Raw genomic sequence first — 16233 nt, 5'->3', positions numbered from 1 at the left:
CGGCTCCCCGCCTGAATGCCCATAGGGGTTCACCCCCGCACATTCAAGTTGCGCTCCATGATGAGCATCAATTGATCCACCATTTCAGACGGCGTGTACGGCAATCCCTTAACAATCCACCATTCCACCAGACCGGCTATGGCTACAGATAGAAAGTGGACAAGAATTTCCGGTCGAATGTTCGTCCCGAGGCTTCTTCTACTCAGTTGTCCTTTGATATTCTCCCCCATTATTTCCACCATTCGATTCTGAAACGCGGAAGTACCTTTACTTGTGATGAGGGTGGAATACACGGATGCATGACGCTCTAAAAATTCGAAAGTACGAAGCAGCAGAGCCTCGGGAGCAGTCTTGCTCGATTCCTCGTCAGGCTTGCAGCTTTCATACAATAATTTCAAGTATGTATCCATGCACTGTTCCAGCAGGTCGTACTTATCCGTAAAGTGTGCATACACAGTCCCTCGATTTACATCCGCCCGGTCAGCGATTGCTTGAATGGTGATCTTCTCAAATTCCTGCTCCTCCAATAGTCCGACGAAAGCTTCCATAATAGCCCGCTTCGTTTTATAAATGCGCCTGTCCATGGCTTTCATCACCTCTTTTTAATCAAATCAGAGTCCATTTGTTGGTTTTTCAACAGAATCGAATATATTGCCGATTGATCCGTAACGGAGTCAGGTGTTAGGTTAATTTTAGTCAATGAATGGTTTTTCATCTACATTTGAATGTTACTTGAATCGGAGAGGAGACTTACATGAGAGTATTGGTATATGGCGCAGGGGTAATAGGCAGTTATTTGACTCATGTGCTGACACGGAGCAACAATGATGTGACCTTATTGGCCAGGGGGCAGCGGGCGGATGATCTGGAGAGGGACGGACTTGTCATCCGACATTACTTTCAGTTGAAAACAACAGTAGATCGGGTTCAACTGATCCGGACGCTGAAGACAGATGATGAGTACGATCTCGTCTTTGTTGTCATGACATATACAGATTTTCCAGCCGTACTCCCTGTCCTCGCAAAGAATAGAAGTCAAAATATCGTGATCATTGGGAACAATACTGATGCTCATGATATGGATCATTATTTGAGGGAGCATAGCGATCCCCCTAAAAATGTCGCCTTCGGATTTCAAACAACCGCGGGCACTCGGAAGAACAACCGAATCATCTGTATCCGCGGAGGGGGAGGGCAGATGGTGCTCGGAGGACTGCATGGTCCTATCCCTTTCGAGCCCCTTCTCAATCAGGCGTTTGCGAAAACCAAGTATAAGCTTGTCTATCACGAGAATATAGACGCATGGCTTAAGAATCATATTGTGCCCATCGTTGTGCTGAACGTTGCAACGGTTATACACGAGCATCAAATGAAGAAAATTGCTGGGGACGACAAGCTGTTGCGGCAAATGATTGCTGCTATGGATGAAGGGTTTCGCGTGCTAGAGGCCTTGAACTATCCGTTAACGCCAGCGGCACAAGCCTCACTAATCCGCAATCGCCCCATGCTTATGCGCCTGCTTTTGAAGGTGTATCATAGGTTGCCGTTTAGTCAGTTGGTTAACGGATCCGTAAGTGAAATCGTTGCGCTGAGTCGTGTGCTTCGACGCTGGAAGGAACAGACCCCTATCCGTACTCCTAACTGGGATGATCTGGAGAGGAAGTTTCATGCTAAACTCAACTGATCCCGTATTATACGCCTCAACGCAACGCCCCTTAATGCCTGATGTTTTCAACCTACTGTCCTAGCACTACCTGTGATGATATGGTTCTCTGTAACGGGACTATCAGCGAAGACAAAAGGCGGCCCTATGGCCGCCTTTTGCTTATTGGAATGTTTGTCGAGTAGGAAGTGTCCGCATATCAAATGTTCAAACCGCCTGACAACGGCAACAACTTTCAATTTCCATGGCTGTCCGCAATCACTTGATCAAGAAACTTGTCGGCGTCACAGTTGAACTTCCAGCAAACCCCAAACTTATCCACCAGCATTCCGAAGCAGGATGACCACGGCGTGTTGGATAACGGCATGATCACATGGCCGTCAACCGATAGATGATGAAAGTATGTCTCCAGTTTTTGTTTATCCTCGTAGACTAAACTGATCCATACGTTGTTTCCTTTCACCAGCTCACCTGTCACGCTCTTCATGGAAGGCAGCAAATCCGACATCATGATTTTCCCGCCTGCGAATTCAATCGAAGACTCCATAATCATATTCCATTCATTTTCGGACAGCGGGCGGCTTGGGTCTTGTGGAAAGTCCTTATAAGCAGCCTTTTTTACTTCCGTTGCCTGCAGAGCCTCCGAATAAAATTCAATCGCTTGTTCGGCAACCCCGTCAAAATTCAAATACGCTATAGCTGACATCAAGCAAAACCTCCTTCTTGTGATACATGTAGTATAATGGACAAAAGGTGACGGCTTGGTGTCATCGTTCTGAAAATCATACAGAAAAAAAGAGGGCAATTATGGAGAAGGTTGAAAGACTCATTTCGATTATCATGATATTGCTGAAAAAAGAGGTTGTTTCTGCAACGGAATTCTCGCAACTATTCCATGTTTCCAAAAGAACGATCCTGCGCGATATGGAAACCTTGAGCTTATCGAACATCCCCATCTACTCTGTCACTGGGGTCAAAGGCGGCTTCGGCATAATGGATGAATACAAGGTGGACAAACGCCTTTTAAGCAACTCCGATTTAGCGAACATACTAACTGCGCTCGGTGGATTGGAACAAATCCTCCTTACGGAAGAAGTTGAAAGAACGATGAAAAAAATAGAGGCTATGGTCAGTCCATTGTCTCTGAATCGTTCCATTCAACTGTCGTTTTATGATTGGGAAGGTCGGTCCGAGATTCTTGAAACCTTAAAGACATGTCAAGAATCCATTTTCAAGAAAAGGCTGGTTTCGTTTGATTATACGGATAAAGACGGGGCTGTAACGAATAGGATGGTCGAGCCCTATGAGCTGCATTTCAACGAAACGAGTTGGTACTTGAAAGGATTCTGTTTACAGCGACAGGGATATCGTACATTCAAATTGTCCCGGATCGATCATATTGCTATGGATGAACATGCATTTCGCCCTAGAGACGATTGGTCAGAGCAAGAACAAGATGCAAGTTATCTGCCGCAACTCGTCTCGATTAAGGCATGGATATCGCCCAGCATAAAAGATCAAATCATCGAAAGATATGGTCGAAGGAGTATTGAAAACCATAGTTCTGGATGTTTATTAGCAACCATTCATGTCCCTCAGAATCGTACGGGATTTCAATTTTTGGCAAGCTTCGGCACTCATCTCAAAGTTGTAGAGCCCGAAGCCTATGTTGATGACTTTCGGAATTTTTTGTATCAAATGATGGAGAACTACTCTTGATTAGACCTCGTCTCGGCGATTTGGGCTATGTTTTTGCAGGGACACTATAGTTATACGATTATGCAATCGCCGCATTCATCTGTTCAAGCAGTGAAACAGCCTGCTCTTCCAGCGCCTTAACAGATTGCAGTACTTTGACGGCACGTTCAAGGTTCACAACCGAGTTTGGATCGCCGCCCGCAGGAAAAGGAAATAGCACAACAAGCTCTTGCAGCTCTTCCGACATCTGCTGGTACACCTGCGCGGCCTCGGCACTGAGAGCACGCATGCGTTTATACGATTCACCATCTCCTTGCCATTTTGCGCAAATTTCCCTAAGGAATTCTGCAGCAAGTCGGCGAGCATCCTGCACAACTTCCATATTGTAGGCGTTCCCATTCGGCTCAATCTTGCCGCCGTGGAAAGCATCTATCCACACGTCATAGGCGCGCAATCCCCGTTCGCCACGATCGGTCGGAGACTCTATCCCGTGGTAGTGATCAAGAATCATCATGAGCGCATCCCGAAACATGGAACGCAGATCCTTCTCAGTCCGTTCCTCCAGAGCCAGTATAAATAATTCCTCCAGCGTCCCTCGTCCGAGATGATCGTAAGGGAGCTTGTCATCCTGCATGCATGCCATTGCCGTCAAGATCCGCTGCTCATCGTCATAACCATAGATGACTCCGAATTCGGGAATGAACAAATCCCAAGACAGAACCGGAATGCCTCTGTCGATGGAACGGTGAATCAGATCCAGAGCGGCGGGCAGCTTTTCTTGGATTGGCCTCTTCTCTTTGGCGGCTGCCGTAAGCAATGCCGGGTCGAGCAAGCTGGCATTTTCTCCGGGCCCATCTTGCATGTTTGGCGTCTCTACGATACGGCTGCTCCATCCGATGTTTTGCAAGCCGCGGGCCAAAATATCCCGGAACGAGTACATCGTCGGCCCCGCGATATGGACATCGTTATGGCAAATGGTCATGCGAAAAGCTTGACCGGTAAGTCCCATCACCATCGGCAATGACAGCTGCTGATCGGTAAAGCTCAGCATTCGGTAGAAGGCCCACCCAACTGATGTCCATGTTCCGGGCGCATGGAATGTTGCTGTTTTCGGTAACAAGTTTGTTTTCAAAGCTCCCAAATCCTTTCGTTCCGTTATATATTGGTCGACTACGATACGGATTCGCTCTTTGGCGACTTTTTTCCGGGAACGGGACAAGATTTGATAGACGTTGGCGGGGGATAAACTGAACAACTTCGCGATTTCCTGCGGTGACAAATGTTCGAAGAAATGAGACTCGAAAATTTGCCTCTCCCGCTTGGATAAGCAACTGAGCAGGCTCGTGATCATTTCATGCAGCTGTCGGCGCATCAAGTGCACTTCCGGATTGGCACTGGTGTTTGCATGTTCAGCGAACGAACGCGAGACACGGTGAAGAATATCGTCCAAATTCGACCAAACAACACCTGTCGGGTCTCCTTCTTCCCCGGAACGCTGCAGCGACGAGAAAGGACTCTCCTTCAGAATCGGGTCCCTTCTCAGCCGGGAATACGCTTGATTGCGGACGATCCGGTGAAGCCAAGGCAAAAACCGCGCAACATCGACTAACGTCCCCAGGTGCAAAAAAGCACGGATCAAAGCGTCCTGCACGATATCTTCTGCCAGGAAAGACTCCTGCGTTAATATTTGCGCATACCCGTACACTTGCCGCCGGTGACGCCGGATCAACTCTCCGAACGCCTCCCGGTCCCCAGCCTGCGCACGTTGAACCAGGATGCTGTCCTCCAGCATGTCAAGATCATGCTCCGTCTCTCCATTTCTTACCTCTGCACTTTTTCCCCAAATCACACCGTCCCCGATAAAAAACACCTCGCAACTATATCGACCTAATATACTGACTCGAAAGAAAAGAGATTTCTGACATAACGGAAGAAAATTTTTGCAAAGCTTTTTGTCGATCCCCGCATTTCACTTAAAAGCATTGGATACGGCGGGGTAATCCGCCTTCCCCTGTCAGACAGTTGGCGTATTCATACTGCCATGAGAATCTTAACGTCTACTCCTGACTCCGTTGGCACTCCTTCCCCAACAAGCAACGCTCGATGCAAGAAAGACAATGCCCAACCAACAACGACGTACCTTTACATCAGAATTTAAGGTCAGCGATCTAACATATGTGAAGGTAGGGTACCGGTGGCACTACGTTTGCGTCCTCATTGACCTGTTAAATCGAGAAATCATTGGCCAAAGTGCAGGTCCACATAAGGACGCTGCTTTGATTTCCCGTGCCTTTGCTACGGTAGAAGGCGATCTGAGCCAAATCCAGTGGTTTCACACGGACCGTGGGAGTGAGTTTTATCCCATTTAGCCAGCCAGACTTTTACAGCTATAAATGTTAATAGCCTAAAAGGGGGATTAGAATTAGCAAGCATACTGAAAGAGCACCAGGAAGTTCTGGTGCTCTTTATTTATCTAGTTAAATTATTATTCGCCTTTGTACGCTTTTTCGAGTTCGCTTATATTCAGTTTACCCTCCATACTAAGCATAGCAGCGCTAACCCGATCAGCTTTAGCAGGGTCTGGATCACGCATCATGATGTCTAGGCTTTCCGGCATAATCTGCCATGTCAAACCATACTTGTCCTTGAGCCAGCCACATGACATTATTTCGCCGCCTTCGGATAGCGCTTCCCAAAGATGATCAATTTCTTCCTGGGTTTTGCAGTTTACCGCTATTGAGATAGCCTCACTAAAAGTATAAAACGGGCCACCATTTAGCGCAGTAAAGTTTTGGCCATTCAGTTCAAAGTCTATTGTTGATACATCTCCGGGTTTCTTTCCAGCTGCTTTGGCCACTGACTCTGTGAGATACGATGTGTTTATTATTTTTGAATTTTCAAACAGTGATACATAAAGATCTACCGCTTCTTTTGCTTGGTCGTTAAACCAAAGATAAGTTACTATTTTTCTCATACGAACCTCCTAAGTGAGATGGATAATTACTTTAATTAGAGATGATTCCATTATAGGTTTCATCTCTTATTTTGACTGCCTGTACGGTTACTCTTGTTGGATTGCTATTTCCATTATTAAGGACACCTCTTTCATCATAAGCGTAATTTTGTTTCTTATATCGTTAGACGAAATGAAATTGCGAAATTCATCGGTGTATTTGTTCGGGAAGCCCAAATCGAGTAAATAATTTTGGGTTAATGAAATTTTGGGTGTGCAAAATTTTACCGTCTTTTATTTCAATGACGTGAATGCCCCAAGGCACTAAGACGGATTGATTGTCGCTTGGCATATATTGCGCAAATGCAGGATAACCGCCATTCACCGTTATCGGCAATAATCGAGAACTTTCACAATGCCAACGAGTTAGTGTAAAAAACTTGGACAGATTGTCCTTGCCGCGGACCCACATCTCGAAAGGCGGCATGGATAGGCATCCCTCTTCATGAAACAACGCCACTAATGCAGGGATATCAAATTGCTCAAAAGCATCCACATACCGTGAGAGCAGCTCATGATTCGGTACAGCCTCCATCGTGCATAACTCTTCGGAGCGAAGTTCGGCCCGGCCCATCGTCTCTCTCGCTCTTTGCAAGGCGCTGTTCACGGCTGCATGTGTCATACCTAGCGTCTCCGCGATCTGTTTGGAGGACCACTCGAACACATCCTTCAATATAAGCACTGCACGTTGTCGGGGAGGTAACGTTTGTAAAAGGGCCATAAAGCAAAGTTGAAGCGTATCTTTCCGCAAGACAATATGTTCCGGGTTATCAGTAAAATCCGGAGCAGGCCAAATCCATGACGATTCTGGCAACGTCTCGCGAGGTTCGATGATGGAAACAGCCGGGTCAAATATGTCAACAGGAAGGGAGCGGCGTTTAGCTTGTCTCAGCTTGTCTATACATACGTTTGACGCGATGCGGTAGATCCACGTTTTACGCGAAGATTGTTGCCTGAATGAATTCCAGCTCTGCCAAACGCGAATGTAGGTTTCCTGAACTGCATCGTCCACGTCTTCGATAGATCCTAGCATCCTATAGCAGAACGATGTTAACTCCGGCTTTAACTTCTCAAATATTTCAAGATCAAGTGCGGTTTCGTTCATCTTAGCCTCCTAATGATCTATCATCATGCTACATTCGACGAAAACCAATCCAGCCCGATAGTTAAGTGGAGTAACCTAAACAACACTTTTTGTACTTGCTTCCACTCCCACATGGACAGGGATCATTTCGATCTATCTTTTTATTCAAAAGTATCCCTCTTTCCCGCGAGTTTGTGAAAATAATTTCGAAAAGATTCAATCACGATAATCTGTCCCTCTGGTACACTGACATGTATAATGTTATTGGCTCACAGAGACAGAAGTGTTCCTGCTGTTGCGCTGACCAACAAACCATTTACAATATCCTCCATCTATTATAACAGATTGCCCGCTTAGTTTATACCATCACAATCATCCCTATCACAAGTAGCTGCTGCCTAAATCGCCCGTTTGACTTGAATGACCTTGCCTTCGAACATGCAGAATGTGAACTTGATTTCATCGCTCAAATCGAATGGTAAGGTTTTAACTGTGGTAAGCATCTCCGTGCTGTCTGTAACGGCAAGTTTGATGGAAAATGGCCATCCTTCTGGATGGCCGATTCTATATCAATTTAGTCTGATTGAGTTTTTGCGACTTTTAAAATTGACTCTAATTGGTTCAAGTATGCCAAGAACGCTTCACGTCCCTCTGGAGTGCCAACTAAAACAGTCTTTGGTCTGCGACCCAAAAAAGTTTTATGTATGGCAATATACCCTGCCTCCTCTAAAATCCTTGAATGAGCCGACAAATTTCCGTCACTTAACCCGAGCTTCTGTTTCAATTGCGTAAAATCTAATTCGCCTTGTGTGACTAGCAGTGTCATAATGCCCAGTCTTGCCTTTGCATGGATCGTCTCATCTATCGTGGAAAACAGACCCTTATCCAACAGTGGCACCGGCTTTCGATCGACTGACAAGCCACCAGCTTAGTCCAAGCAATAATCCTCCAAGGATCGCCTTCACAACGAACACTGGAGTTTCTACATGATGTATCGGTGTAAAAATCCACAATTTCAAGATCAGGGATTTGCTCAAAAAAGAAACCCCGAAAAAGCCCACTCCAATCCATCCTATTCGACTTTGAAGAGTCACCCCAGTCATCAGAAAAGCAACCCCAACAACCATAATCCAATAATTATACATATGTGTAGCCGAATAGCCGCCTGTATTCCAAAATAAAACCGCGACGGCAAAGAAGAACAGTATCGACCAGTTCCAAATTAAAATCCTCATCATAAATGGAACCCTTGGCAGCTTTGTTCTTTTTTTAATGAACCATGTCCCTACTAGTCCAATTAGAAAAAGAACCGGCCAATGCTTTCCATCAAGACTAAAGCTTGTTGGAACTCCAGGAATTGATGGTATTAGCATTCCAGCCATCCAAATCACTGAAAAAAGTAGAAAAAAGGGCCTCCAAGAGAAAAGGCTGTCCCTTGCCTCTTTGCACAGTGATTTGATGTAACCAATGTCTTCTAAAGCTTCTGTCGTATTCATGTTGAATAAACACCTCTTTCCTTTGGAATTTAATAAACTTTGTTGTTTTGATTACTTTGTATTATAAAGTATATTCTTCACAGGCGCAAGCGGAATCAGAGTTCATCCTTATTATAGTCAGCAATAATTGAAATTGTTTTATTTGCCACTTCACTACCGAGCGAGGCATACAATTTCTTATCGCCAATAACATAAAATTCTTCTTTAGCTCGCGTAGCTGCAACATTCATCATATTTGGGTCAGAGACAGCCCATCTTGCCGCTCCCCTGCTATTAGAGTCAGCTCCAAGAACAAAGTAGACAATTTTAGCCTCTTTCCCTTGAAAAGTATGAACAGTTCCAATATTCGTTGTTTTCCCATTTTCTCGTTTGGTAAAGTTAATTTCATCTAGAACTTGTGCAAGTTTATAAGCCACATTTCTAAATGGGGTGATCACATAAATTTCATCCGCTAAACTCGGATCCTCTTGCAAACGTTTATCAATCATACTTTTTAGTAATTCAGCTTGTTCTTTAACAAATTTGTCATTTGCTATTCCGGTTGAATCATACCACTGTGATTTTCCTTGTGACTCATCTTCTGATTTACCTTGCACCATCAACCCGTCATACGATATCTCGTTTGAAATCGTGAACATCGGATAGTTCGAGCGTCTGTGTACCCAGAGGGGGATGCCAATCCATTCATCCTCACTTTTTTGATAACCATACTGACTTGTGGCATCCACAATGGTTTGAGTAGACACATCAGCAGAGACAAATTTCTCATCGACTTTATAGTGTCTTCCAATCAAGGTCAGAACATTTGAATCTAACGTCAATACTGGTTTAATTTGTGATGGATCCCCAACAACCATAACCTTCTTGCTTCTAAAAATTGCACCAACACTAGCTTGTGGTAGTGCTTGACCAGCCTCGTCTATGAATAGATTGCCTATTGAATTTTCATTTAGATTTCTAAACATTCGCCCAAAACTAGCAAAAGTGGTGCTGACAACCGGAATAGTGAAGTTCAACCAATTCCATGACTCTGAAATTAGCTGTTGTCCGTTCTCTTTTCCCATGTACTCAGACTGCCTACTCCATATATTCCTTGCAGCTTTTAGATTCCTTCGGTTTTCAAACAGGAATTGCTTTCTAACCTTTAAAGCCGCAATAAATAGCTCTGATTGTAATTTACGGAAGTTCCTTGTAAACCATGGATTAGACTTTTGCAGCTCATCATAGCATTGTGTAAAATTCAGTTCCTGAATGCCACTTTGAGATTTAAGATTTTCTAATGCTGCAATTTCTTCTTCCATTTTTTTAGTAGCGTTATGTTGAGTAATCATCAAACGCTCAAAGTCTGCTCTTGTGTCCTGAATTTGTTTTTGGATATGCTCACTTTTTGTAACTGTTTTTTTAAACCTATTTTCGAGTCGCATGCGGTCATTCAACCATTTCGTTTTTTGTTTAGATAGACTATTTAATTGATGATTCACATTATTCAGGTTTTTGAAGTATTGCTCAACCTCGGGTCGATTAAATATTTTATGAAACCACAAAAAGCTAGGCTTTTGTAGAGTGACTACATCATAATTCCTTTTGGCTTGAGCTTGTAGATCGATTAGATTCTCTATTTCAATAGAAACATGCGATAAATCATCTTGTAGATTTTCACTTTCTTGCCTCAGTCTTTCAAGTTCACGTGTCGCTTCTTCCTCCTGTGTAATTAAATTTGTTCGTTTCTTTTTTTCTTCATGTTCAAAAGCAATCATTTGCTCCTTATGGATAGATATTAATTTTCGCAGATAAACCATTTTCTCGCTATATTCTTGCATTTCTTCTCTTTCACGTTTTAATACGTCGAACAGGCGGGAGAACTCTTGATATACACTTTCACCTGTGTTCGCTTGCTCATTATCTTCTAGATCTTTTTCAATTGCTTCAATGTTTAAAAGCAACTTGTTCATATTTGTTGACGCGCCACCCTCTAACGAGAATAAACCCCAACTTTCCTCGCTTAAAAGTTTAGTTTTAACCTCTCGGTTCTTTCCGAAGCCTTCTCCGGTTATTTCAGAATTAGATATATCCTTGAAATAATCTGCTTCATCCAATTGCTTTTGAAAATCGTCGGCAATCGCTTCTTTCTTAGGCAACTCCTTAACAATGTTTTGGACAGCCCCATTGTTTGAACTTGCAACAACAATATTTTTATCTGAAATGGAGGGCGGTAAAACGCCAATTTTAGCACTTTGCCAATAAACTAAACTCCCTTTAATCCTTTTATCAGAAAGCTGTACAATTTCCGCTGCCTGTTGTACCACCAAATCAGCAAAAATATCTTTTAACAGTGTTGTTTTCCCTGTTCCTGGCGGACCATTGACACTGCGAATCTCATTTTTGTCGTTTAATGCTAGATTCACCGCAACCTGTTGCATGAACGAAAGCGCAAAACCAGGATTTCTTGGGTATCGACCCAACGGATAGTATTTAGGTTGTAAAATAGTCTCGAAAATCGGTGAGTTAAAATGATCAGACTCTTTATTCCCATCCAAATTTTGCTTGAATCCTGAAAAGCCATCAAAATATCGATCCAAGTTTTTATTAGTAATGATCTTTGCTTTGTTCAGGTCATCAATAAAGAACGAATGTAAATTTACATCCCCGTTCTCCAGATTTTTCACAAATGCATAGCGGAAATTTTCTACGGAAACATGATACTTTTGAAAAAGCTCAGAAATGGTGGAATTGAAACCTTCATCAAACTTGCTGATCAAGTCTTCTCTAAATTCGTTTTCAACTTTTGATATATCCCCCGGTAAATCACCATGTTGGCGAATGTAACCGCTCATTGTAAAGAACAATTTGTCTGCTATAAAATTCAATTCATTATCAAAGTAAATCGAGAAAGTGAATTTATCAGAGTTGCTAATTTCTTCATAGGTTTTAGCAATCTTGTACTTCTCCCTCAATATATCCACAACTTCTTGAAAATCGAAAATATCAAAATATAATACTAGGCCCGACTTCTTAAAGAAATTATCCGTTACATTTTGTTTTTCTTTTTGCTTAGTTAAAAAGTCTGTAAAAAACTTATTCCAGTCTTCTTCCATTGTATGTAAGGACTTTAGCGATTTGTCTTTTCTATTAATAGAACCTTCGGATAGTTGTTCTATCGTAATCCAAGCATTTAAAATATCTTTCCTTTTATTCATGTTCTCCCCCCAGTATCATCTCCACTTACATATTATAAGCCTCTCACCTGAGCATATGAAGACAAAAAAGCTCTCAAACCCTAGAAATCTACATGGGAGAGATGATCCATATGGAACATGGCTGGAGAATAGCATTCCATCACATCCTCCATGGGTGCCAAGTTCATTCGCAGCATTTTGGACGCCGAAGAGGCCGCATAGCCCGCCTTATCGGCAAACTGGTTGCGACCAGATAACAAATTCCATTATGGTTAAGCTTCCCCTTCCCTCCTCGCATCATGATTAGATTAGTAATTGCGCAATCTCCCAAATATGCCCGTCTGGATCGGTGAAACATACAGTGCGCATACCGCAAGGGTTCATTGGACCATCGATTACGGTGACGCCACCTGCACATAAATCGGCATGGGCAGCATCCACGTCGTCTACTAGTATGGTGAGCTGGAATCGTGACCTTGCCTCTTGGTTCGTGACCGCTTCAGAAGGGGTCAGGCCTCGTACAGCGCCAACATGAAACAAATTAATGCTCATGTTGGCAAAGTCGAATACAGCGGAGTTCTCATCCTCATAGGCAGGGGAAAGACCGAAGATATCTTGATAAAAGGACTTCGCGGCGCGAAGATCATCGACGAACAATGTAATGACGTTAATGCTCATGGAATCTAGAGCGATCATCGCTTCACCTCGAATTGGTTGCTGAAGATTTAGCTAAAGAGTCCGCCTAAACGATCATCGGCAGGCGGCGGGTATCCCAGATTTCTCGCCATCGATACGATTTGGCCTTTGTGATGGAATTCGTGTGTCTCCAAATGCGTGATCAGCAGTAATGGCGTTGGTGCCTTCGGGTAACCTTGCCAGCTCTCGTCTTGCTCAATCGGTTCAGACCAGCGATTATCGAATTCGTATAAGAACTGTTGTACCCGTTCATCCACATTCGCAAACCACTCACGGACGAACTTCACATCAGCAGTCTCATTCACGGAAATTTCCCTATGTTCATCTAATTTTTTAGATGCGAAGGCTCCTAGCCACCACCTATAAGTGTCAACTACATGAAGATGGGTCCGAATGATCGTTCCGCGCCCAAACGCAGGAACCGGACTGTGCAAGATCGGGGTGGGTATCTCTTCCAAGAACGCAAACAAATTCTGTCGGGCGGATCTGACCCAATCGTATTGTTGCTGCAGTATGTTCAACAACTGCCGTCACTCCTCGAATATCGAATAATACTATCCATCTTGCATCGGCAACTTCTCGCTTATCGTCAACACGTTGCCGTCGGGGTCTATAATCGTAAAATATAGCGTGCTTCCGCGCAATTCGATCCGATCCACCAGGGCGCCTTTTTCAATCATCGACTGGTATGACTGGAAGATCGCAAATGGATCTGCACGGCGGAAAGCGTCAACTAACGCTTCGAACACTTCGATGCTAAGTCCGCCGCGCGGAGCAGTAAGCACGGAATCATCCCAATATTCAGGATGGCGCTCAACGGCCGTCTTCAGCCTTGTCCTCGCCCGCTTCAGCGCCGCCTTGACCGAACCCTCGGATTGTCGGAACAGCAGTCCCGTTTCTTTCGCAGTAAAGTGAAATACGTCGATTAGCAGAATGAGCACGACCTGCTTGGGTTCGAGCCGATCGGACAATAGCTCCAGCGCCTCCCGCACATCCCATCTGCTCCATTCGTCATAGGAATCGGTTTGCTCCAGGAGCGGTCTGACTTGCGGCAGCAATTTGCGACTGCGGCAAATATCTACCCACTCGTTGGCGGCAATTCGAAACATGAATGGCTTCGTAATTTCCCTTTTCGGAAACCGGACATGCCAACGATAAGCTTTAATCAGAGATTCCTGCAGCAGATCGTCCGCATCCCATGCTGAGCCCGCTTTAGCCAAACAATACCGTCTTAGATCGCTATGTAGCGGGATCGTCATCTCCGCAAACGTTTCATAGCCTGGGTTCGTACGGTCTTCCTGCGTCACGATAGTTGCTTCCTCACGTTATCTTTGTAAGTGTAATACGGCGTATTTCCCGTCTCTTGCACAATATCAACAGGATTTCCGTCTGGATCGAAAGCTTTAAAGAAAGAGTGTCCTTCCTCTACGAAGATTTCGCTTAATTCTGCGCCTTTCGCCTTAAGCTCTCTATACGAATGGTTAATATCGTACGAGGTGAAATTGAAATAAGGCATCGCATGTTTCCCGGTGTCGAATTGGACAGGCTGCGGTTTGTCCACTTTCCACAGTAAAACCAGTGTTTGAGCGTTAGGGAACGCGAGCCCGATTCGGTAATCGGTCTTCTCGATTGCCTTCAGTTCAAACATTCGAACATACCACTCTTTCGAACGTGCAACGTCGGTTACCGGAATAAAAATACTGGATACGAACGAGACTATATTTTCCATAGCTAATCAACACTCTCCTTTTACCTTTTTTTTCAACTCTATTAACGATAAAAAAGGATCAAAAGATACGGGGTACAAAAAACTTAATATCACGCTCCACTTTATTGAACGTTGTCGTTACTTATGATACGGTTCACCGCACTGTTTGCATCTCCAACCCTTTGATCCCGTATAACTCTTACCGATGCCGCCATTTCATCAGTGTGGGATATATTGATGTTGTACTTGCGGGCGATGTCCCCGTGTCTCTTCACCTGTCCGAAGTTCCTCCAATATTGCCAATTGTTCAGCTGCGTGATATTCACTTTTTATCGCCATAAGAAAAAACTCCCCTTCAAGCAGACCGTTTATTTGTTAAAGGGGAGCATATCAGATTTACGGGGGATAAATAAATCGTTTGACTACAGACGGCTATTTGAAAATTGGCGATGCCAGTCCGTATGCTGTTGAAAGTCATTTGCTACAGCGAGAACAGTGTTTTCATTATGCATTTGACTGACAACCTGCAGGCCAAGAGGCAAACCGTTTCCGCTAAAGCCGCACGGGATACTGATTGCTGGGAGTCCATAGTAGTTTGCGAAGAAGGTATTCTCTGCACTAATGGAAGTTGGGCCTCCGCTCAAAGCCTGCTCAATGGTGGGGGTAATGTCCGTTGTAGTTGGCAGCAGCAGCACATCCACATCTCGAAAAAGAGTTCGGGAAACTTCCGCGCGGATGTTATGAATCTGTGGCAAATCCACGTTCGGCTCTATGGGAGCATCCACTTCCTTTACGTCATAGTCTAACGACATAAGCATATCTGCCGCTTTTGTAAAAACATCCCTCACTTCATTTGAAGCACGATAATTCCGAACAACTCCGATCCGGGCTCTTCTTCTCTCAATTGTATAAGGCTTATCAATATGCTGCTGAGCCGGCTCCTTCTCTAAGCTCTGGTTTTTTTCGGAAAGTGCGTTAAGAAGTACGGCGGTATCCTCAACCGATCGGCACATGACGGCACCGTGGGCGACATGGAGAATAAATTCGTCGACGGGCTCCCCCTCCAGGATGCCAACTGTACTAAGCAGTCCATATGTAGCTTTAAACCCTGTCACTCCGCAGCACGCTGCGGGAATTCTGCAGGAACCGACCGCATCCGTATCTACCGTTGCATAACACATTCCCGTTACCACCGCTGCCGCAGAGCCGCCAGATGAGCCACCCGCTGCATAATCTATGTTCCATGGATTTCGCACACTGCCAACATGGCTGGCAACCGAGGTCGTCCCCATCCCGAGTTCGTGCATATTGGTTTTCCCGATTATAATACCACCGGCTCTCCTTATTAGAGAAACAACCACAGCATCCTTGTCGGGAATTCGATTGGAAAAATGGATGAAGCCTGCCGTTGTCGGAATACCCGCAGTATCATAAAAATCCTTGATTCCAATAGGAATTCCGTGCAGTTGTCCTTTCCATCCCCCTGACATGATCTCGCTCTCTGCTTTTCGGGCATCATTTAACGCCTGTTCCGCCAAAACCGTAATAAAGGCCCGGAGTGTTTGGTTCATATTAGCGATAACTGATAAACATTCTTGCACAAGCTCTACCGGCGAGATTTGCTTCAGGCGGATCAGCTCGCTGGCTTGTGTTAGGGTCATTAACTCGCTCCGTGCAATCGGCATACCCTATTCTCCTT

At 44.5% G+C, this 16233-nt stretch carries 16 protein-coding genes and 1 pseudogene; 3 read left to right on the top strand and 14 right to left on the bottom strand.

Translation table 11 applies throughout. The features are described 5' to 3' along the window. Positions 1-29 precede the first annotated feature (29 nt). On the bottom strand, positions 30-584 hold the full coding sequence (locus XYCOK13_RS16345) for a TetR/AcrR family transcriptional regulator (protein ID WP_213413304.1): 555 nt from the start codon (positions 582-584) through the stop codon (positions 30-32). A gap of 170 nt (positions 585-754) precedes the next feature. Here XYCOK13_RS16345 and XYCOK13_RS16340 point away from each other — a divergent pair, with 170 nt between their 5' ends. Continuing rightward, positions 755-1684 (top strand): ketopantoate reductase family protein, encoded by a 930-nt coding sequence (locus XYCOK13_RS16340; RefSeq protein ID WP_213413303.1) that lies wholly within the window; start codon positions 755-757, stop codon positions 1682-1684. Positions 1685-1898: 214 nt separating this feature from the next. Here XYCOK13_RS16340 and XYCOK13_RS16335 read toward each other — a convergent pair whose 3' ends face one another. After that, the gene (locus tag XYCOK13_RS16335) at positions 1899-2369 is read right to left on the bottom strand and encodes a VOC family protein (RefSeq protein ID WP_213413302.1); all 471 of its coding nucleotides are present in this window, start codon (positions 2367-2369) and stop codon (positions 1899-1901) included. A gap of 101 nt (positions 2370-2470) precedes the next feature. Between XYCOK13_RS16335 and XYCOK13_RS16330 the strand changes: the two genes are divergently transcribed. Continuing rightward, positions 2471-3382, top strand: coding sequence for a helix-turn-helix transcriptional regulator (locus XYCOK13_RS16330; RefSeq protein WP_213413301.1), 912 nt, complete (start codon positions 2471-2473; stop codon positions 3380-3382). Between the two features lie 58 nt (positions 3383-3440). On the opposite strand, the gene XYCOK13_RS16325 is transcribed toward XYCOK13_RS16330, so the two are convergent. Then, positions 3441-5210, bottom strand: a complete 1770-nt coding sequence (locus tag XYCOK13_RS16325; protein ID WP_308443032.1) for an RNA polymerase sigma factor — start codon at positions 5208-5210, stop codon at positions 3441-3443. Positions 5211-5520: 310 nt separating this feature from the next. Between XYCOK13_RS16325 and XYCOK13_RS21975 the strand changes: the two are divergent. Further along, positions 5521-5718, top strand: a pseudogene (locus XYCOK13_RS21975) (DDE-type integrase/transposase/recombinase); the annotation flags it as partial. Between the two features lie 128 nt (positions 5719-5846). Here the strand turns inward: XYCOK13_RS21975 and XYCOK13_RS16320 are convergent. The 11 genes from XYCOK13_RS16320 to XYCOK13_RS16270 all read right to left on the bottom strand — a co-directional run bounded on the left by XYCOK13_RS16320 (position 5847) and on the right by XYCOK13_RS16270 (position 16219). After that, on the bottom strand, positions 5847-6335 hold the full coding sequence (locus XYCOK13_RS16320) for a VOC family protein (protein WP_213413300.1): 489 nt from the start codon (positions 6333-6335) through the stop codon (positions 5847-5849). Between the two features lie 187 nt (positions 6336-6522). Then, entirely contained in the window at positions 6523-7479 is a 957-nt protein-coding gene (locus XYCOK13_RS16315) for a sigma-70 family RNA polymerase sigma factor (RefSeq protein WP_213413299.1), read from the bottom strand. Positions 7480-7540: 61 nt separating this feature from the next. After that, positions 7541-7627 (bottom strand): SEC-C metal-binding domain-containing protein, encoded by an 87-nt coding sequence (locus XYCOK13_RS16310; protein ID WP_244865212.1) that lies wholly within the window; start codon positions 7625-7627, stop codon positions 7541-7543. A 405-nt stretch (positions 7628-8032) separates the two neighbouring features. Next, the gene (locus XYCOK13_RS16305; RefSeq protein WP_280520913.1) at positions 8033-8356 is read right to left on the bottom strand and encodes a winged helix-turn-helix domain-containing protein; all 324 of its coding nucleotides are present in this window, start codon (positions 8354-8356) and stop codon (positions 8033-8035) included. Continuing rightward, complete coding sequence (locus tag XYCOK13_RS16300; RefSeq protein WP_213413298.1) at positions 8340-8954, bottom strand: hypothetical protein; 615 nt, start codon at positions 8952-8954, stop codon at positions 8340-8342. Before XYCOK13_RS16300 ends, XYCOK13_RS16305 begins: the two co-directional genes overlap by 17 nt. A gap of 95 nt (positions 8955-9049) precedes the next feature. After that, on the bottom strand, positions 9050-12151 hold the full coding sequence (locus XYCOK13_RS16295; RefSeq protein WP_213413297.1) for a DEAD/DEAH box helicase: 3102 nt from the start codon (positions 12149-12151) through the stop codon (positions 9050-9052). Positions 12152-12433: 282 nt separating this feature from the next. After that, positions 12434-12826, bottom strand: a complete 393-nt coding sequence (locus XYCOK13_RS16290) for a VOC family protein (RefSeq protein WP_244865209.1) — start codon at positions 12824-12826, stop codon at positions 12434-12436. A gap of 29 nt (positions 12827-12855) precedes the next feature. After that, positions 12856-13350: a DinB family protein gene (locus XYCOK13_RS16285; protein ID WP_213413296.1), complete on the bottom strand. Its 495-nt coding sequence runs from the start codon at positions 13348-13350 to the stop codon at positions 12856-12858. Positions 13351-13380: 30 nt separating this feature from the next. After that, a complete protein-coding gene (locus XYCOK13_RS16280; RefSeq protein WP_213413295.1) occupies positions 13381-14133 on the bottom strand; it encodes an RNA polymerase sigma factor in 753 nt (250 codons plus the stop codon). Next, complete coding sequence (locus XYCOK13_RS16275; RefSeq protein ID WP_213413294.1) at positions 14130-14555, bottom strand: VOC family protein; 426 nt, start codon at positions 14553-14555, stop codon at positions 14130-14132. Before XYCOK13_RS16275 ends, XYCOK13_RS16280 begins: the two co-directional genes overlap by 4 nt. A gap of 401 nt (positions 14556-14956) precedes the next feature. After that, positions 14957-16219, bottom strand: a complete 1263-nt coding sequence (locus XYCOK13_RS16270) for an amidase (protein ID WP_213413293.1) — start codon at positions 16217-16219, stop codon at positions 14957-14959. Positions 16220-16233: the final 14 nt, after the last annotated feature.

This window comes from Xylanibacillus composti, assembly GCF_018403685.1.
GTDB lineage: Bacteria > Bacillota > Bacilli > Paenibacillales > K13 > Xylanibacillus > Xylanibacillus composti.
The sequence above is the reverse complement of the archived record's forward strand: the minus strand, read 5'-3'. Positions and strand labels throughout refer to the sequence as shown.

Coding starts and splice junctions, on each gene's coding strand:
- XYCOK13_RS16345 (WP_213413304.1), bottom strand. CDS start 584: ATGGACAGGCGCATTTATAAAACGAAGCGGGCTATTATGGAAGCTTTC.
- XYCOK13_RS16340 (WP_213413303.1), top strand. CDS start 755: ATGAGAGTATTGGTATATGGCGCAGGGGTAATAGGCAGTTATTTGACT.
- XYCOK13_RS16335 (WP_213413302.1), bottom strand. CDS start 2,369: ATGTCAGCTATAGCGTATTTGAATTTTGACGGGGTTGCCGAACAAGCG.
- XYCOK13_RS16330 (WP_213413301.1), top strand. CDS start 2,471: ATGGAGAAGGTTGAAAGACTCATTTCGATTATCATGATATTGCTGAAA.
- XYCOK13_RS16320 (WP_213413300.1), bottom strand. CDS start 6,335: ATGAGAAAAATAGTAACTTATCTTTGGTTTAACGACCAAGCAAAAGAA.
- XYCOK13_RS16315 (WP_213413299.1), bottom strand. CDS start 7,479: ATGAACGAAACCGCACTTGATCTTGAAATATTTGAGAAGTTAAAGCCG.
- XYCOK13_RS16300 (WP_213413298.1), bottom strand. CDS start 8,954: ATGAATACGACAGAAGCTTTAGAAGACATTGGTTACATCAAATCACTG.
- XYCOK13_RS16295 (WP_213413297.1), bottom strand. CDS start 12,151: ATGAATAAAAGGAAAGATATTTTAAATGCTTGGATTACGATAGAACAA.
- XYCOK13_RS16290 (WP_244865209.1), bottom strand. CDS start 12,826: ATGATCGCTCTAGATTCCATGAGCATTAACGTCATTACATTGTTCGTC.
- XYCOK13_RS16275 (WP_213413294.1), bottom strand. CDS start 14,555: ATGGAAAATATAGTCTCGTTCGTATCCAGTATTTTTATTCCGGTAACC.
- XYCOK13_RS16270 (WP_213413293.1), bottom strand. CDS start 16,219: ATGCCGATTGCACGGAGCGAGTTAATGACCCTAACACAAGCCAGCGAG.